The sequence below is a fragment of the Priestia aryabhattai B8W22 genome, from assembly GCF_000956595.1.
In the GTDB taxonomy this organism is placed as follows: Bacteria; Bacillota; Bacilli; order Bacillales; family Bacillaceae_H; genus Priestia; species Priestia aryabhattai.
Window position 1 is genome coordinate 62,073 of record NZ_JYOO01000002.1, and the last position, 19,605, is coordinate 81,677.

15 protein-coding genes and 1 riboswitch are annotated in these 19,605 nt (G+C 38.9%); of the genes, 1 reads left to right on the forward strand and 14 read right to left on the reverse strand.

Annotated features, from left to right (window positions below):
• Positions 1-68: 68 nt before the first annotated feature.
• From N178_RS01695 to hflX, 6 genes are all read right to left on the reverse strand, one after another.
• Positions 69-1,895, reverse strand: coding sequence for an APC family permease (locus N178_RS01695; RefSeq protein ID WP_045290036.1), 1,827 nt, complete (start codon positions 1,893-1,895; stop codon positions 69-71).
• Positions 1,896-2,057: 162 nt separating this feature from the next.
• A riboswitch (cyclic di-AMP (ydaO/yuaA leader) is annotated at positions 2,058-2,200 on the reverse strand.
• Positions 2,201-2,391: 191 nt separating this feature from the next.
• Entirely contained in the window at positions 2,392-3,450 is a 1,059-nt protein-coding gene (locus tag N178_RS01700; RefSeq protein WP_045290039.1) for an N-acetylmuramoyl-L-alanine amidase, read from the reverse strand.
• A gap of 727 nt (positions 3,451-4,177) precedes the next feature.
• Entirely contained in the window at positions 4,178-5,512 is a 1,335-nt protein-coding gene (gene glnA, locus N178_RS01705; protein WP_013084732.1) for a type I glutamate--ammonia ligase, read from the reverse strand.
• Between the two features lie 83 nt (positions 5,513-5,595).
• Positions 5,596-6,003, reverse strand: a complete 408-nt coding sequence (locus N178_RS01710) for a MerR family transcriptional regulator (protein WP_013058786.1) — start codon at positions 6,001-6,003, stop codon at positions 5,596-5,598.
• A gap of 190 nt (positions 6,004-6,193) precedes the next feature.
• On the reverse strand, positions 6,194-7,456 hold the full coding sequence (locus N178_RS01715; RefSeq protein WP_045290245.1) for a methionine gamma-lyase family protein: 1,263 nt from the start codon (positions 7,454-7,456) through the stop codon (positions 6,194-6,196).
• 14 nt (positions 7,457-7,470) lie between these two features.
• The gene (hflX, locus tag N178_RS01720; protein ID WP_080890127.1) at positions 7,471-8,733 is read right to left on the reverse strand and encodes a GTPase HflX; all 1,263 of its coding nucleotides are present in this window, start codon (positions 8,731-8,733) and stop codon (positions 7,471-7,473) included.
• 277 nt (positions 8,734-9,010) lie between these two features.
• Between hflX and N178_RS01725 the strand changes: the two genes are divergently transcribed.
• Positions 9,011-9,622, forward strand: coding sequence for a trimeric intracellular cation channel family protein (locus N178_RS01725; RefSeq protein ID WP_013058789.1), 612 nt, complete (start codon positions 9,011-9,013; stop codon positions 9,620-9,622).
• Positions 9,623-9,653: 31 nt separating this feature from the next.
• Here N178_RS01725 and spoVK read toward each other — a convergent pair whose 3' ends face one another.
• From spoVK to N178_RS01765, 8 genes are all read right to left on the reverse strand, one after another.
• Positions 9,654-10,610 carry a stage V sporulation protein K gene (spoVK, locus tag N178_RS01730; protein ID WP_045290041.1) on the reverse strand — a complete coding sequence of 319 codons (957 nt, stop codon included), beginning with the start codon at positions 10,608-10,610 and terminating at the stop codon, positions 9,654-9,656.
• Positions 10,611-10,797: 187 nt separating this feature from the next.
• Positions 10,798-11,022 carry an RNA chaperone Hfq gene (gene hfq, locus N178_RS01735; RefSeq protein ID WP_013058791.1) on the reverse strand — a complete coding sequence of 75 codons (225 nt, stop codon included), beginning with the start codon at positions 11,020-11,022 and terminating at the stop codon, positions 10,798-10,800.
• A gap of 32 nt (positions 11,023-11,054) precedes the next feature.
• Positions 11,055-12,005 (reverse strand): tRNA (adenosine(37)-N6)-dimethylallyltransferase MiaA, encoded by a 951-nt coding sequence (miaA, locus tag N178_RS01740; RefSeq protein WP_045290249.1) that lies wholly within the window; start codon positions 12,003-12,005, stop codon positions 11,055-11,057.
• 100 nt (positions 12,006-12,105) lie between these two features.
• Positions 12,106-13,983, reverse strand: a complete 1,878-nt coding sequence (gene mutL, locus N178_RS01745) for a DNA mismatch repair endonuclease MutL (protein WP_045290043.1) — start codon at positions 13,981-13,983, stop codon at positions 12,106-12,108.
• An 18-nt stretch (positions 13,984-14,001) separates the two neighbouring features.
• On the reverse strand, positions 14,002-16,662 hold the full coding sequence (gene mutS, locus N178_RS01750) for a DNA mismatch repair protein MutS (RefSeq protein WP_045290045.1): 2,661 nt from the start codon (positions 16,660-16,662) through the stop codon (positions 14,002-14,004).
• Between the two features lie 164 nt (positions 16,663-16,826).
• Positions 16,827-18,224 carry a branched-chain amino acid transporter BcaP gene (locus tag N178_RS01755; RefSeq protein ID WP_013084740.1) on the reverse strand — a complete coding sequence of 466 codons (1,398 nt, stop codon included), beginning with the start codon at positions 18,222-18,224 and terminating at the stop codon, positions 16,827-16,829.
• Between the two features lie 177 nt (positions 18,225-18,401).
• Positions 18,402-18,947, reverse strand: coding sequence for an outer spore coat protein CotE (locus N178_RS01760; protein WP_013058796.1), 546 nt, complete (start codon positions 18,945-18,947; stop codon positions 18,402-18,404).
• Between the two features lie 225 nt (positions 18,948-19,172).
• Complete coding sequence (locus tag N178_RS01765) at positions 19,173-19,604, reverse strand: YlbF/YmcA family competence regulator (protein ID WP_013058797.1); 432 nt, start codon at positions 19,602-19,604, stop codon at positions 19,173-19,175.
• Position 19,605: the final 1 nt, after the last annotated feature.

Below are 19,605 nucleotides of genomic sequence, written 5' to 3' on the forward strand. Positions count from 1 at the left end.
TTAGTGTATGTGAAATTAAAAATTAAAAACCTCCAATATAGAAGTTGGAGGTTTTTAATCATGTTTCATTATTTTTTAAAACGATACGGTACAGTTGTAACAATTACATTTTTACGGTAAAGCAAATGTGCTTTTAACAGCAGACTGGACTGATTGTGAAGGATGTTTTGCCAACTTTTTTTCGTGATGAACTGCGGAATAACGACCGTAATAGCCATATTATTTTCCCGTGCTTTTTCCTCAGCCATATCAATGAATCGAAACAGCGGCCGCACAAGACTGCGGTATTGAGAATGAAACGTAACAATACGAATATCAGGCTGCCACTTTTCCCACTTCTCTTCCATTCTCTTTTCGCTTTCTCGATCAAAAGCCACGTGCACTGCAATAACGGTATCGCCAATCGTTCTTGCATAATTTAATGAATTTTCTACTACTTTTGTCATTCCTGCTACAGGAACAATGACCACACTTCCTTCAAGCTTTCCAATCTTTTCTCCCTGCTTAATGCGGAGCTGCTCTCCTACCGCTTCATAATGCGTATGAATGCGATGAAAAATATAAACGATAACCGGTAAGAAAACGAGAACGGACCACACTTGTGAAAACTTCGTTGTAAACAAAATAATTAACACCGTTAATGTAATGAGTGCACCAATTAAGTTAATAATTAGCTTTCCTTGCCATCCGGCCGGCTTTTCTCTAAGCCATTTGACAATCATGCCTGTTTGAGAAAGCGTAAATGGAATAAACACCCCGACTGCATAAAGAGGAATTAATTGCTCCGTCGCTCCTTTAAAAGCTACCAGTAAGACAATAGAAGCAATTCCAAGGGTCACAATTCCATTTGAATAGCCTAGTCGATCGCCGCGAATTTGAAACATTCTTGGCATGTATTTATCAGACGATAAGTTTACAGCAAGCAAAGGGAAAGCTGAAAAACCTGTATTCGCCGCTAGCACTAAAATCAGAGCTGTGGTGCCTTGAATAAAATAATAAAATCCATTTCGTCCAAACACACTCGATGCAATTTGTGATACAACCGTTTCATCTGCTTTTGGAGAAATGCCAAGCCAGTAAGCTAAAAACGTGATGCCGGAAAATAAAACGGCTAAAATACCGCCCATCAGCATTAATGTATGAACAGCATTTTTTGCACCTGGATCTTTAAAGTTAGGCACTGCATTTGAAATAGCTTCTACACCAGTCAATGCCGAACAGCCTGACGAAAAAGCTTTTAATAATAAAAACAAACTAATACCTGGCACCACTGTACCGAGAGATGTATGAAGCTCAGGTGAAACTTGACCTGTCACTATTTTGAAGAAGCCCACCGCTATTAACAAAATAAGAGCAATAACAAATAAATAAACCGGATAAGCTAATACAGAAGCGGATTCTGTTACACCTCGTAAATTTAAGATGGTAATAAAAATCACCAGCAAACACGCAATTACTACATTATAATGATGCAGCGTTGGAAAAGCCGAAGTTAAAGCATCGGTTCCTGCTGAAACACTCACGGCAACTGTTAAAATATAATCTACTAACAGTGATCCCCCAGCGATAAGCCCAGGATTTTCTCCTAAATTGGTTTTCGAAACAATATAGGCTCCTCCGCCTTGCGGATACGCATAAATAATTTGACGGTATGAAAGAATTAAAGCCGTCAGCAGCACCAATACCCCAATTGCAATTGGAATTGAATACCAATACGCAAGGACACCGACTGTTGCAAGTACAATCAAAATTTGTTCTGTTCCATAAGCCACTGAAGATAAGGCATCTGATGATAAAATAGCCAGTGCTTTAAGCTTACTAAGCTTTTGATCGCCTAACTCTTTTGTTTTGAGCGGCTTTCCAATCAATAATCTTTTGAGAACTGAATAGTTCACGTAATTTCCCTCCGATGATTGCTTAGCTACTATTTACTGTTCATTGCTAAGCTCCGTTACAAGTTCACGAATAAGTGATATTATCCCTAAAAAATACCTTTTTATGTTAAAAAAACGCACAAAAAAAACACTAAGGGTTCTCAGCGTTTTTACACAGCTTAAACCTCCTCTCCAAAACGCTTATGGGGTTAGCTGTCGGATTCGGGCTATGAGAGTAGCCCTACCTTTTAAAAAAAGGATTCACCCCAAGTGACAATGCACAAATTTGGGTCCCCCACTTCTGACGAATTAAGCGATAACAGGTCAATATAATTTTCGGTTAAAGAGTATGATTGATAACATGTTTCTTTCATAACTATCTTTTGTTCTTAGATAATATACTCCCGTACAAATGGTTTGTAAAGCATTATTTTACGTAAACCAGAAAATAGTGCTTAAGGCGCTTTTAAGAGGAAAACAAAAGGCCTTCTGCCTGCTTACAGAAGACCTTCTCGCTTTAACTTTTTGCTTTTAAAACGGCTGCTAGCTTGCTTTTCGTTTGAGGACCATAAATGCCATCTACATCATAAGGAAGATACACAAGTTGAAAACGTCTGACTGCATCTTTCGTTTGTACTCCGTATATTCCGTCTACAGACCCTACTTTAAAATTAACCGCGTTTAATGCTCTTTGAAGCTGTTTCACGGCTTCTCCAGAATCACCTTGTTTTAAAATTCCATTTGGAAGTGGATATTGTTCCGAAGGTGGTGTTGGTGTTGGTGTTGGTGTTGGTGTTGGTGAAGTTCCTGAAGGAATAACAATTGTTTTTCCAACCTGTAGGGTTAAAGGATCAGAAAGCCCTTTATTTGCTTCTTGCAGCGCTTGTACTGTTATTCCGTACTTCTGTGCAATACTGTACAGCGTATCTCCTTGCTTGATCGTATACGTTTTTGTACCTGGTTCAGAAGGTGATGGATTTGGTGTCGGTGTCGATGTTGGAGGTGGTGATGGATTTGGAACTGCACGCCGAGGTAAATTTAAATATACGGCAATTCCTTTAGCATACGATTCACCCATACTTTTTAAAAAAGCTTCATTTTGAAGAAGTGCTGCATCAGCGCTCCTATCAATAAAAGCTATTTCAGTGAGTACTGCAGGCATATTTGTTAAGCGAAGCACCGCATAATTGGCTGATTTTCGTCCGCGATTCGGATGATTATACGACAGCAGCGTTGGCTGTACTTGACCGTGCACAATCGATTGAAACGTTTTACTGGCATTGCTAGCGCTTCTATAAACATAATCTTCGTATCCTGTTCCTCCACCGGCATTTACGTGAATAGACATAAATGCATCTGCGCCCCACGAATTAGCTTGAGAAGCTCGCTGAGATAACGATAAAAAAACATCTGTGGTACGAGAGGTTTTAATCGTAAAATCACTGTACATGCTATTTAAATAGCTTATTAAATATTGTTGAATTTTTAACACTAAGTTTTTTTCATATAGTCCGTTCGCTCCAACTGCTCCTGCATCTGCCCCACCATGTCCTGCATCAAGATAGATTTTTTTCATATTACTTGTCCCTCCTTATTGTTAACATATGCACGAGGGAAAAAAGTGCTACGTATACTAGCCTACTAAGTAGAAAATTACTAAAAAAAAGAACCGCTACTCAAAGGCAACGGTTTATTCTGCGTTGTAGACAGAATATTAAATAGGGATAGCTCTCAAGGAGTGACAGCTATATGCAGAGTGTTGATTCGTTGATTAAATGATAATAATTATCATTTTCATTTAAAGTATACACTAAAAGGAAAGTTTTGTCTATTCTATTATGAGAACAGGCTTATTTAAAAAGCAGAACGCCTATAATAATGAGAATAATCCAAATTGGAATGCTTATTAATATGCCTATTACTAAACCTTTGAAAAAATTTCCTTCTTGCATTTTCATTCCATTCCTCTCCAACAGTATTTTCTAATGACACTACGACTGGCTGAAAATTCTCTGAAGTTATACTGAAGTGCAGAGTGAACACATAAACAATCTCTCTATCTGTTATACACTACTTTTACATATAGATTCAATGAGACAAAAAGCTTATCCTTTTTAATTCATATAACCAAATTCTTTCCTATATATAACAAGACAATAAAAAGCCTCCCGTAAATTGTACGACAGGCAGCATACTTATTTTATAAACAGCTTAGTTCGATATTTAATATGCGCAATGTTATTCATTTTGAAAAATAAAAAAGTCCGAGAGAACGTATAAACGATCTCTCGGATTTTTAGGAATTAATATTGGCTCATGTATTGGTCACGTTCCCAAGGATGAACTTGTGTACGGAACATATCCCATTCAATTTCTTTCGCTTCAACGAAGTGTTCTGCTAAGTGTTCACCTAATGCAGAAACCATAACTTCGTTTGATTGGAAGCTATCTAAAGCTTGAGCTAATGTTGCAGGTAAATCTACGATACCTTCTTCAACACGCTCTTCTTTTGTCATTACATAGATATTACGATCGATAGGTTTTGGAGCTTCAAGGTTATTCTTGATTCCATCTAAACCAGCTTTTAATAGAACAGCCATTGCTAAATATGGGTTAGCAGCTGGGTCTACGCTACGTACCTCAACACGAGTTCCTACGCCGCGAGAAGCTGGGATACGGATTAATGGGCTACGGTTGCGAGCAGACCATGCAACATAACAAGGAGCCTCATATCCAGGCACTAGACGCTTGTAAGAGTTTACAGTAGGATTTGTTACTGCTGTAAAGCTGTGTGCGTGCTTGATGATACCTGCGATAAATTGACGAGCAGTATCACTTAGCTCTAGATTACCGTTTTCATCATAAAATGCGTTTTGGCCATCTTTAAATAATGAAACGTTACAGTGCATACCTGAACCATTCACACCAAATAATGGTTTTGGCATAAATGTAGCATGTAAGCCATGTTTACGTGCAATTGTTTTTACAACAAGTTTGAACGTTTGGATATCATCACAAGCTTTTAATGCAGCAGCATATTTGAAGTCAATCTCGTGTTGTCCAGGAGCTACCTCATGGTGAGATGCTTCAATTTCAAAGCCCATTTCTTCAAGCTCTAATACGATGTCACGACGGCAGTTTTCACCAAGGTCAGTTGGCGCTAAGTCGAAGTAGCCACCTTTATCATTTAATTCTAATGTAGGTTCGCCTTTTTCGTCTAATTTGAATAAGAAGAACTCTGGCTCAGGTCCAAGGTTAAAATCAGTAAATCCTAACTCTTCCATCTCTTTTAACACACGTTTTAAGTTATTACGTGGATCGCCATCAAACGGAGTTCTATCTGCATTGTAGATGTCACAAATAAAACGTGCTACTTTACCTTTTTCAGATGTCCAAGGGAAAATAACAAATGTATCAATGTCCGGGAATAGGTACATATCTGATTCTTCAATACGTACAAACCCTTCAATAGAAGAACCGTCAAACATCATTTTGTTGTCTAACGCTTTTTCTAGTTGACTTACTGGAATTTCAACGTTTTTAATTGTTCCTAAAATGTCAGTGAACTGAAGACGAATATACTTTACATTCTCTTCTTGAACTTTGCGGAAAATATCTTCTTTTGTGTACTTTGCCATCGTGTGATCCTCCCCTAAATCTCTATATAATATTTATAATCTATACCACTCACATACGAACGGTATAAATATTGATAACTTTATTAATGAAAGAACCTGGACATATCTCCTTGATTTAAAGTTGCTCGATTAAAACGGCCTGCTTGCATAAGTTCTGCACGAAGCATTTTTCGCAATTCATCGTCCGTTAATTCTGGCTTTGCTGTTGCTGCCACAACTTTTTCTTCTTGCTTATGCCCTTTTTGCTCCTTTTGAAGATGAAACAGCTGTTTTACACCTGCTAAGTTTACACCTTGTTCAATCAGATCACGGATTTCAAGCAGCTTATCAACATCGTTAAATGAGAATAGTCGTCGATTTCCCTCTGTTCTTACTGGTGCAACTAATTCATGTTCTTCATAGTAGCGAATTTGGCGAGCCGACAACTCAGTTAACTGCATCACAATTCCAATTGGGAAAAGTGGCGTATTTCTTCGAATGTTGTCACTCATTTCAGTTCCTCCTTTGGATTAACTATTTACATTGTATGCTATGTTAGTTCACCTGTCAACCGAATGTTAGTAATTCTAACATAAATTTTTCTGAACATTTCTTCTATACAAATAAATAGCCCTTCGTTTATTTTTATAAGCCTATCTTTTCTTTCTTAGCGGGGAGAAAATAGTCTTTCTATCTTATATGTTATAAAAGTTCTTTCGTTAGCATTTGATCTACTGCCATGCATATTGCTACTTTTACGTGAGCATACGTTAACCCGCCCTGCACGTAAGCGATATACGGAGGCCTGATAGGTCCATCTGCCGTCAGCTCGAGGCTTGCTCCTTGTATAAACGTTCCTGCCGCCATAATCACATCATCTTCATAGCCTGGCATATAAGCAGGATACGCCGTTACGTGTGAATTAATTGGCGAAGCGAATTGAATTGCCTGACAAAAAGCAACCATTTTATCGCGGTCATCGAACTGAACGGATTGGATTAAATCTGTTCGTTCACTGTCCCACTTCGGCTCGCTTTGCATCCCTAGCTCTTCAAACATAGCGGATGAGAAAACTGCTCCTTTTAAGGCTTGGCCGACTACGTGCGGAGCCAAAAAGAAACCTTGATACATTTCTTGCAAGCTATACAGCGTCGCTCCAGCTTCTGCACCGATTCCAGGAGTTGTCATTCGGTATGAACAAGCTTCCACTAGATCTTTTCGTCCTGCAATGTAACCGCCGATTTTTGCAAGACCTCCACCAGGGTTCTTAATGAGCGATCCTGCCATCAAATCTGCTCCTACATGCGTTGGCTCGATTGTTTCTACAAATTCACCGTAGCAGTTATCGACAAATACTATAACGTCAGGCTTAATACTCTTTACAAAAGAAATCATTTCTTTTATTTGCGCGACTGTAAAAGAAGGACGGATGCCGTAACCTTTTGAGCGCTGAATGCCTATCATCTTTGTGTGCTCATGAATAGACGCTTTCACTTCTTCAAAATCCACTTGGCCTTGCGCTGTTAAATCTACTGATTTATAGCTAATATTATATTCTTTTAAAGAGCCTACGCCGCTTCCTCGTATACCAACGATTTCTTCAAGGGTATCATAAGGCTTGCCAGTTATATATAATAGTTCATCTCCAGGACGCAGTACACCAAACAGCGAAATGCCAATTGCGTGCGTACCTGAAATAATTTGCGGACGCACCAGGCAAGCTTCTGTCCCAAAAACGTCTGCGTATACTTTCTCCAACGTATCGCGGCCTAGATCGTCATACCCATATCCCGTTGTCGGATTAAAATGTGAATCACTCACTCGATTTTGCTGAAAGCTTTGCAGCACCCGAAATTGATTTGCTTCAATACGCTCATCAATTTTCTCATGTACGGGCTTAATTTGTTTTTCTACTTTTGCAGCAAGTTCCCGAATGCGTGCCCCGTTTTTTAACTGATCAAACATCATTTCTTTGTTCCTCAACTTTCTTCAAGCGTTTGTAGCTTTTTGTAAAGGGGGTGCTCTTTTGCAATATACCCTTTGCACTGATACTTCTCAGTTTCTTCATTGAATTTTAACGACTCAAGAATAGAGACCGTTTTGAGTTCAGCGAGCATTTTTCCTTCATAAGCCGGCAGCAGCACATGAAAAAACGCCATTTCTTTTTTCATTTCTTCTTGAATTCTTTCCCCAAGCTTCAGTAAATCAGCAGCTTTAAAAGCGCTCATTGATAACGATGTCGAAGCGGATGGGACAAATAGTTCATGCTGCATATCTTCTTTATTGTAAACTGTCAGCATCGGAATGTCCGTTACGTTCAGCTCTTCTAGTAAGCGATGCACTGTTTTTTCATGGTTGTTGTAATCTGGATTAGATGAATCTACCACGTGCAGAACAAGATCAGCTTCGGTTACTTCTTCAAGCGTTGAACGGAACGCGGCTACTAACGTTGTTGGAAGATCTTGAATAAATCCAACCGTATCCGTTAACAGAGCCGTTAATCCTGACGGAAGCGTATACTGTCTTGTCGTTGGATCAAGAGTTGCAAACAGCTGATTTTCTTCAAAAATACCAGCTTCTGTTAAGCGGTTAAAGATCGTCGATTTACCAGCGTTCGTATAGCCCACAATTGCAATTTGATAGACATGATTACGCTTACGTCTTTCTCGATAACGCTCGCGGTGGCTTACCACCGTCTTTAACTGACGCTTAATTTCATCAATTTTACGGCGAATATGTCTGCGGTCACTTTCAAGCTTCGTTTCACCAGGACCTCTTGTGCCAATTCCGCCTCCAAGACGCGACAAAGCGGTACCTTGTCCTACTAACCTAGGCAGCAGATAATTTAATTGAGCCAGTTCCACCTGCATTTTTCCTTCTCGCGTTTGAGCACGCTGTGCGAAGATATCCAAAATCAGCTGCGTGCGGTCAATAACACGCGCAGATAACCCTGCTGACAAATTGCGGATTTGACTCGGTGACAATTCATCATTAAATACAATTAAATCGGGCTCTAACTCTTCTTCAAGAGCCACAAGTTCTTCTACTTTCCCTTTTCCAATATAAGTAGCTGGATGAATGCGATCGCGCTTTTGCGTTAACCTTACCAGCACTTCGCCTTTTGCAGTCTCAGTTAAAGATGCTAGCTCATCCATTGAATATTCAAAACGTTCGTCATCGTCATGAAGCTGACATCCGACTAAAATTACGCGTTCAAGTTCAGTATTCATTTCTGCTGTCAAAGATTTTTCCTTCCCTTACTATTAAATTGACAAATCATTCATATCATATCAAAAAAATGTCCATTTCTCCATCTTTGCAAAAGAGACAGAATACATTGTCTTTTACTAGTTTAACACCCTTTTTAAAATCTATAAAATGATGAGTAAAAAAACATTGAAATATCACGAAATTCTGTATACAATTTGAATTGGTTTACTTATCGAAATTTGAATCAGGCTGCCTGATTTTAAAATAATAGTCGCTACTTGGTGAAAACAGAATAAAGGGGATAGCATCATGACTTGGGACGTACTTAGCATTATTGGAACGATTGCTTTTGCAATCAGCGGAGCTTTTATTGCCATGGAAGAGGAGTATGATATTTTAGGCGTTTACATACTGGGAATCGTAACGGCTTTTGGCGGAGGAGCCATTCGAAACCTGCTTATCGGTGTACCGGTGTCTGCCCTTTGGGAACAAGGACTCTTTTTTCAGATTGCTTTATTATCTATCACTGCCACTTTTTTATTTCCAAACAATATCTTAAAACATTGGAAGCGATGGGGAAACTTTTCAGACGCCATTGGCCTCGCAGCATTCGCGATTCAAGGAGCGCTTTATGCCACTCATATGAACCATCCGCTTAGCGCGGTTATTGTAGCTGCGGTCTTAACAGGAAGCGGCGGGGGGATTATCCGAGATTTATTAGCACGCCGAAAGCCTACTGTTCTTAAAGATGAAATTTATGCCGTATGGGCGATTATCGCAGGATTTAGCGTAGGGCTGCATATTACAAATACGCCTGTAGAACTTTATACGTTATTTATCTTACTTGTAGGTCTTCGGATGTGTTCATATATTTACAAATGGCGCCTGCCGATTAAAACTATTCGACAACCAAATATGTAGAAAAAAGCCTTTCATGACGAAAGGCTTTTTTTCACAGCTGAATATCGCTTGACGTTAAAGTTAAAAGCTCATTGCGCTCAAAGCTTTCTTCTTCTAAAAGCCTCATGGATTGAGTGCGTATGGAACGTTCGATAATGTTTCGCACATATCTACCGTTACTAAAATCCCTAGGCGCCTGATTGTACTTCACGTCCATGAAATGATCTTTTAGCTTTTTATAGGCCTCTGTACTAAACTGATACTGCCTGTCATTCATCATGTGACCCGCAATGTCCATCAGTTCATTGACATCATAATCCGGAAAATCAAAAATAAACGGAAACCTAGAGCGCAGCCCTGGATTAAGACTTAAGAAATTTTCCATTTCTCTTGGATAACCAGCTAAAATCAATACAAACTTATCATTTGAATCTTCCATATGTTTAACCAATGTATCAATCGCTTCTTTTCCAAAATCTTTTTCTCCTCCTCTTGCAAGAGAATAAGCCTCATCGATAAATAAAATACCTCCAAGCGCTTTTTTTACAAGATCTCTCGTTTTCTGAGCGGTATGACCGATGTATTCTCCAACTAAATCTGCCCGCTCTGCTTCAATTAAATGTCCTTTAGACAAGATATTCATATTCAAAAATAATTTACCTAGCAGGCGGGCTACCGTCGTTTTCCCTGTTCCTGGATTTCCTTTAAACATCATATGCAGCGCCTGCTTTCCCGCTTTTAAGCCCTGTTCCTCTCTTTTTTTGTTAATATATAGCCACGCATATATTTCTTTTATCATTTTTTTCAATTCTTCCATTCCAACCAGTCCGCTCATTTCTCGTTCAATTTCCCGAAGCGGCTCATGATTTATCACAGCTTTTTTGGCAGGACGCGGAATTGATGTCGTATACGACTTTTCCTTTTTTGTTTCATTATTTAAAATGATATTAATTTGCCCATTATTTTTAAGAGTTATCGGCTGTTCCACCATGTTCACCTCTCGTTTCATCCCACTTCTCTGTATCGCATAGCTGCATGCGATGAACGATACGAAGACAATGATCTCTTATTACCGAAGAAATAATCGTCTATTATAAGGTTTATGTTCAATGAGTAAAAACAATGTTAAGAAACTTTTCTAAGCCTTTATTTGCATAAAAAAAGCATCCGAAAATGCGGATGCTTCTCTTTAATCTCTATTCAAGTTCTACTGTAATATTTTTATTTGGTACAAATGTCGAAATAGCATGTTTATAAATCAGCTGCTGTTTTCCTTCAGATTCAATTAACACAGTAAAATTATCAAATCCTTTAATTAGTCCTCTTAATTGAAAACCATTTAAAAGAAATACCGTCACATAGATATTTTCTTTACGTAATTGATTTAAAAATTGATCTTGAATATTAACTGATTGTTTCATTATTCGGCCTCCTCGTTTCTCTATCTGTTTACTTAATTCGCTTCTTTCTTCAGCTTTCCTGCAATATATGTAAAAATTTCAGCAAACTTTTCGGGAAATTTGTCAACTTCCATCTCTATCCATTTTACAGGCATTTTATTTCGAAACCACGTTAACTGACGCTTTGCATATCTGCGTGAATTTTGTTTCAACTGTTCAACGGCTTCTTCGAGCGTACAGCGTCCCTCAAAATAAGCATAAAGCTCTTTGTAGCCGATAGCTTGAATTGATTGTACATCATGCAGACCACTTTCGTACAATGATTTGACTTCCTCAAGCAGTCCAGCCTGCATCATCATATCGACTCGGTGATTAATTCTCTCATATAATACGTCTCTATCCATTGTAAGTCCAATAATGCTTACGTCATATAATAACTCCTGCGACTGTTCTTTTGTATAGTCACTGAATTTTTTACCGGTTACTTCATAAACTTCAAGCGCTCTGATTACACGGCGATGGTTATTTTTATGGATAGCAGCTGCACTCTCCGGGTCAATCTCTTTTAGCTTTTCATACAGGGGATCAATGCCATGAGCTTTAATGAATACTTCCATTCGTTCACGAACTTTTTCATCACTAGGCGTTTCTGTGAACTGATAATCATAAATAACGGATTGAATATAAAGACCCGTCCCTCCAACAATCATCGGCATTTTTCCTCTAGCGTGAATATCCTCGATTCGTTTTCTTACAATTTCTTGAAATTCTGCCACAGAAAACGATTCATCTGGCTCCTTAATATCGATCAGGTAATGGGGAATACCCTGCATCTCTTCTTCAGACACCTTCGCTGTTCCGATATCCATCCCTTTATAAATTTGCATCGAATCACCTGAAATAATTTCTCCGTCTAACTGTTTGGCAAGTTCAATGCTCAATTTTGTTTTACCAACCGCAGTTGGTCCAATAATGACAATAAGTTTTGGTTTCTCTCCCGTCATAACAACACTACTTTCATCTATAGGCATTCACATCATTCCATTTTATCCAAATGGCCATGATTTATTCAACAAAACGGCTAGCTGCAGCTAGCCGCATTGCCTACATCACTCGCTTAAACATTTTTTCCATTTCATACGTCGAATGATGAATAATAATTGGTCGTCCGTGCGGACACGTAAATGGATCCGTTGTTTTTCTCAACGTTTCAAGTAAAGCAAAAATCTCATCGTTTCGCAAATGATGATTCGCTTTAATCGATCCTTTACAGCTCATCATAATAGCCGCTTCTTCTCTTAACTTCTCGATATTGACTCGTTTCATCGTAAAGATTTGCTGAATCATTTCTTCAATGGTTTCCTGTTCCTCTCCTTTTGGAAACCACTGCGGATGCGAACGAACTATATAGGAGTTTTGTCCAAACGGTTCTAAAAAAACTCCTACTTCAGCAAGCATGTCTTTGTATTCTTCTAAAATCAAGGCTTCATTTCCCGAGAACTCTAGTGTAAGCGGCATAAGCAGTTCTTGAACTTCTGAATCTACTTCTCCAAGCTTTCGCTTAAAATATTCGTACTTAATTCTCTCCTGCGCCGCGTGCTGATCAATAATAAATAATCCTTTTTCATTTTGCGCCAAAATATACGTTCCGTGCATTTGGCCAATTGGGTACATCGCAGGAACACGCGGTTCTGGCTGCTCTTTGGCTGAACGATTTGGTTCTGGAATAGGAGCGTTTTCTTCTACCGATTCTTCATAGTGTTCTATTTCTTGAAACGTTGGTTCAAGTTCTTCACCTTGGCGCATGACCTCTGTTTTAACAGGCGGCATGATCTCGTCTACACGAGCGGGAGCCTCCTTAAAGCTAGGCTCGCGAACTGTATCAGACGGCTGATAGCCAGACGGTTTAGACTGATGATCAAATGTAAAGGTCTGCTGCTCAGTTGGCTGCACAGCTGATTTTGACTTGGTTGGTACTACAGCATCCGGAATTAACTGCCGCTTTTTAAAAGCTGCTTTTACTCCCTGTTCAATAAGCTCAAACAGCTCCGCTTCTTTACTTAAACGCACTTCTAGTTTCGCTGGATGAACATTCACGTCTACTAACAAAGGGTCCATTGTAATGGTTAAAAACACGATTGGAAAACGGCCGATAGGTAAAAGGGTATGATAGCCCTGCTGTACCGCTTTTAACAACCCGTAGTTTTTAACAAACCGACCGTTAATAATGGTCGACATGTAGTTGCGAGAAGCTCGTGTAATTTCAGGAAGAGCAACGTAACCATTCACTTCATAATCAAGAGACTGAACGTTAATGGGAATCATTTTTTTTGCCACTGCCATTCCATAAATAGCTGCAAGCACTTGACGCACATCTCCGCTTCCGTTCGTATACAGAAGCTGCCTTCCTTGATGCATCAGCCGAATTGAAACTTCAGGATGAGACATCGCAAGGCGATTGACTACGTCCGTTACGTTACCAAGCTCCGTGTTTACCGTCTTCATATATTTTAAGCGTGCAGGTGTGTTGAAAAATAAATTCTCAATAACAAGTTCCGTACCTTTTCGGCTTGATGTTAATTCGTGATGAACGATTTCTCCGCCTCTAAGTTTAAGATGAGTGCCGGCTTCTTCTCCCGTACTCGTTTTGAGTTCAAGCATTGAAACCGAAGCAATACTTGGCAAAGCTTCACCGCGAAATCCTAACGTTCGAATTCGAAATAAATCTTGTTCTGTTTTAATTTTGCTTGTCGCATGTCTTTTAAAAGCGGTCAAGCAGTCTTCAGAAGCAATGCCGTCTCCATTATCCAATATACGAATTTTGGAAAGCCCAGCTTCTTCTAGTTCAATTTCAATAACTGTACTGTTTGCATCAATAGCATTTTCGACTAGTTCTTTCACCACCGAAGCAGGTCGTTCAACAACCTCTCCGGCAGCAATTTTATTTGAAAGTTCGTCTGAAAGCTGCACAATTTTACCCACAGACTCACTCCTCTCAATCTATTTCTTCTTTAATGATTTTTGCAGTTCATACATCGCATTCATTGCGTCTAAAGGCGTCATTTCTAAAATATCCAGCTCTTTTAAACGATCGATAATTGCTTTTTCCCGTTTTGAAAGCGCAGGCTTTTCTTTTTTCTCTTCTATTTCAAAGAACGAAAGCTGATTGGCTTCATCTGCTTTTTTACTATCTATACGTTCTTCTTGAATCAAAGAAGCACCTTCTTGTGGAACTTGTTGTGTTATCTCTTCTCTTTTTGGAGCCTGACGTACTACAGGTTCACGCTCAGAAGATTGTTCTAAATCGTGTAAGATGACGCGAGCTCGCTCTAGAAGCGGATCCGGAAGTTCTGCTAGTTCTGCTACGTGAATACCATAACTTTTATCTGCGGCACCATCTTTGATTTTGTGTAAAAAGACGACCTTCCCATTTTTTTCAACCGCGCTTACATGAACATTTTTAAGCGCAGGAAGCGACTCATCAAGTACGGTTAATTCATGATAATGAGTAGAAAATAGTGTCTTACAGCCAATATGCTCATGGACGTATTCAATAATTGCTTGAGCAAGAGCCATTCCGTCATACGTAGACGTGCCGCGTCCAATTTCATCTAACAGAATTAGACTCGACTGAGTGGCATTTGTCACTGCATTTTTTGTTTCTAGCATCTCGACCATAAACGTACTTTGACCTGAAATTAAATCATCCGCTGCTCCGATACGTGTAAACACTTGATCAAAAATCGGCAGGACCGCTTCGTCTGCTGGCACAAAACAGCCAATTTGAGCTAATATCGCCGTTAAAGCGACCTGACGCATATACGTACTTTTACCAGACATATTTGGTCCTGTAATCAGTAAAATTGAACTATCATCCGTCATTTGACAGTCGTTTGGCACATATTCCTGCGAATTCATTACTTTTTCTACCACTGGATGACGTCCGTTTTGAATCGAAATATCTTCACTTGAAAAAATAGGCTTCGTGTAATGACGTTCTTCACTGATTTTTGCAAAGCACTGCAGTACGTCAAGCTCACTTACTTTTTTAGCGAGTTCTTGGAGCCTTGGAATATATGCTTTTACTTCTTCACGAATTTGTAAAAACAATTCATATTCCAGCTCTACAATTTTCTCTTCCGCTTCTAAAATCAGCGCTTCTTTTTCTTTCAGCTCAGGTGTAATAAAACGTTCTGCATTGGTTAACGTCTGTTTTCGTTCATACATTCCTTCAGGCAAAAGATGCAGATTTGCCCGCGTTACTTCTATATAATAGCCGAACACGCGATTATAACCAATCTTCAGTGAGCGAATCCCTGTTTTCTCACGCTCTTGCTGTTCAAGTGACGCAATCCACGTTTTTCCGTTTCGGCTCGCATCTCGGTATTGATCAAGCTGTTCATGATAGCCGTCATTAATAATGTCTCCTTCTTTAATTGACAAAGGAGGGTGCTCTTTTAATCCTCTTTCAAGAAGATTAGCTAATCGCTCACAAGGATCAATGTCTTCAACAAGCTCTGTGGCATAAGGATGATTTAAACGATTCACAACCTCTTGAATATGAGGCACATTTTGCAACGATTTTTTTAATTGAATTAAATCACGAGCATTTACATTACCAAAAGCTACTCGACCGGCTAAGCGTTCTAAATCATATACGTCTTTTAGCAACTCACGCAGTTCTTCTCGTTCAAAAAACTGTTTCATTAAGACATCTACCATATTCAAACGATTATCAATATCGGCTTGTTTTAAAAGCGGACGATCAATCCAATTTTTTAATAAACGGCCGCCCATTGCCGTAACGGTCTGGTCTAATAACCATAGAAGCGAGCCTTTCTTTCCTTTTGAACGAATCGTTTCGGTTAATTCTAAGTTTCGCTTAGAGAACAAATCAATTTTCATATATTCATTGATTTGATAAAACTGCACGGGCTGTAAGTGTTCAAGCGAACGCTTCTGCGTGCGAGTTAAATACTGAAGAATACGCGTAAATGTTGTAATAAGCTTTTGCTGCTGAAGCGAATCTACTAAATAATCTAGTCCTTCTACTTGCTCTGTACTATTCTCATAAGAAATGGTAATCGTCATGCGCTCTTTTAGTGTTTGTAATAATTCAGCAGGAAACTCAGAGCTTACAACAACTTCTTTTGCTTCTTTTGCATAAATCTCTGAGACTATATCGTGAAACGAACTGACAAGCGTTGCGCTGTTTTCTCCTGTAGACAAATCAGAAAGAGCAAGACCAAACGTTTGATCCTCGAACTCAGTAACAGAACAAATATAGTTATTTTCCTTTTCTTGCAGTCCGCGTTCGTTCATCAGTGTTCCGGGTGAAATCACCTGCACCACTTCTCGCTTTACAACACCTTTTGCATGCTTAGGGTCTTCTACTTGCTCACAAATAGCTACTTTAAATCCCTTTTCAATTAAACGGTCGATATACGTAGGCGCAGAGTGATACGGAACTCCGCACATCGGAATTCGCTCTTGTCCTCCTCCGTCTCGGCTTGTTAATGTTATTTCAAGTTCTTGAGAAGCTGTCGTAGCATCTTCAAAGAACATTTCATAAAAATCACCTAATCTAAAAAATAAAAAGGCATCTTGATACTCTGCCTTAATTCTCAAATATTGCTGTACCATTGGCGTATACGCTGCCATACTATTCCTCCATACCACATCTAGTTGTGCGTTTTTGCTACACGTATTATAACATAAGTCTTTCTTAAACTTAATTTATTCAAATAGAACAATCTTCAATTTCTTTTCATAAAACAAATAAAAAAAGCTTCGGACGAAGGAAGAAGCTTGTCCGAAGCTTTTCATTATTTACTGCTGTTCAAATGACTATGCTTACGTCCGTATAAGAAGTAAACCACTAGCCCTAGTACAAGCCAAATTACGAAACTAATCCATGTTAACTTTGGAAGCTGAAGTGCTAAGTATAAACAGAACACAAAAGCTAAAATTGGAATCACCGGCACGAACGGTACGCGGAAACCAGTCGATTCTGAAGTTTGTTTTGATTTACGTAAATATAAAATTCCAATTGATACGGTCATGAAAGCAAAAAGAGTACCGATGTTTGTTAACTCTGCCAATCTTCCTAATGGTACTAAACCAGAGAAGATAGATACTAGTAAACATGTAATCCACGTATTTACTACTGGCGTTTGTTTTTTCTCACTGATTTTTGAAAAAGGCTTTGGCAATAGACCATCTCGACTGATCGCATAAAATAAACGAGTTTGTCCATACATCATAACGAGTAATACCGTTGTAATACCAACAATTGCGCCTAATGAAATAAATCCTGCTACCCAGTCTTGGTTAATGTAGCTTAAAGCAAATGCTACAGGGTTTTTAACATTTAATTCTGTATAAGGTACGATTCCTGTTAAGATAAGCGATACGACGATATAAAGGACTGTACAAATCGCAAGAGATGCGATGATTCCGATTGGCATATCCCGCTGAGGCTTGCGTACTTCCTCGGCCGCTGTTGCTACAGCATCAAATCCAATGTAGGCGAAGAATACAGTTGCTGCTCCTGTCGCTACTCCCGAGAAACCAAACGGCATAAACGGCGTCCAGTTTTCTGGCTTAACATAGCTAACTCCCACCCCGATAAACAGAAGTACAACAGCCAGTTTAATAATAACCATGATAGCATTAAAACGTGAAGATTTTTTTACTCCTTGCGTTAAAAGTAATGTAATTAAAAATACGATCATAATTGCTGGAATATCAATATACGTGCCGTTTGCGGGATTGTATGCACTTGTTAAAGCTTTTGGAAAATGGATGCCAAACCCCGCTAACAATCCTTGGAAATACCCCGACCATCCGCTTGCTACAGCAGAAGATGCAAGACCGTACTCCAAGATAAGATCCCACCCTAAAATCCAAGCGATTAATTCACCAAATGTTGCATAACTGTAAGTGTATGCACTTCCTGAAACGGGAACTGTTGAGGCAAACTCTGCATAACAAAGAGCTGCAAACACACACGCAAGTCCTGACATAATGAAAGATATAACTAAAGCTGGACCGGCATGTTCAGCGGCGGCTACGCCCGTTAATACAAAAATTCCGGTTCCGATAATGGCTCCAATCCCTAACATTGTTAAATCGAAAGCACCTAAATCTTTTTTTAATTTAACACCTTTAGAGTTGGTTTCACTAATTAACGTTTGAATTGATTTTTTACGAAATAAGCTCATAGTAAACCCCCAAAAAATACTTATCTGATATAACTAAATTTTCTGAAAATTAATGCATTATTTTCTTTAGATTTACTATACACTGCGCATTCGACAAAAAGCAATATATTTTTTTATTTTTATAAGAATTTTCTTAAAATAGTAAAAATAAAAAAACTAGGAAGAACTTCTTCCTAGTTACTCATCGTCTCCTAATATAAAATCAGGATCCAAATCTTCAAATTCATCGTCATCTACGTCTAAATCAAACTCGTCTTCATCATCGCAGCCTTTCGGATTTACTGCAACACAAACCTTGGTTTCGCCAATCACTTCCGCCAACAATTCTCTCTCTACTTGAACAATCGTTTTATTGCCATTTGGTGAAATTGTGCACTCTAGGCAATTTGGCTGCTGCAGCACGCGAACAATTACTTCGTAATCGTCTCCAATCGAATCTTCGTCTTTATAGCGCAGTTTAATATTATCTTTGTATGATACGGTTTCCGTCCAAACTTCGGTTTTTGTATTATTATTGTACGAATACCAGATGTTAATATCATATCTGCCGTCAACTTCTACATTGCTGCCGCTTTTTTTTGCTTTGTACTCATGGTTAATCACCCAGCACCCTAAGATGCTTGTTGGTCGATTTTTCGGTGCAAGCGTATGAGACGATTGTGTAAACTTGCGACCTTTACCTACGACTGCTTTTGTAATAATTTCTCTATAGTGTTGTGACATGTGAGCATACCCTCCTCAAACTATCTTCATTTCATCCTATGCAGGCTCATTCACTTGTTTGCACATTATTTTTAAGAAACTAGGTTTAAGGCATAAAAAACCTATGTTCCATTGTATGCAAGGATATAGAAAAACGTGACAATTATTAGAGAGAAAATCTGCCCAATTTTCGTGCCACGTGATGCACAAAAAAATGCCTCAGCAATTTGCTGAGGCATTTTTTCTTTATGAGCAGCTAGATCCAGGGCTGTTTCGAACCTGTGAACCTGTTTCACCGCGCAGTAAATCACCATCTGTTGACACAATAATTTCATCGGTTACTGTGTTTGAAATAGTATTAGCGACAAGTTGAAGCAAATCATTCACGTTTATTTGAGACTCTTGAAACTGCTGAATAATCGGCAGTTCATCCAGCTCTTCCTGTAAACGATCGATTTTTGCCTCCACTTGTTTTAACGCTTCTGTTTTACCATAGTGTTGAAAATTAACAGCTTGTTTTTGCAAACTTTTAATGCTTGCAATGGTTTCACGCACTTTTTGATTTTCGTTAAGCTGAGCTTCGGCACGCTTGAAGAAATCTACTTCTTCCGTTTCAGCAATCATTTTTGCCAGCTCTTGAGCACGTTTAATTACGTCACTCTTGTTATACTGCGCCATA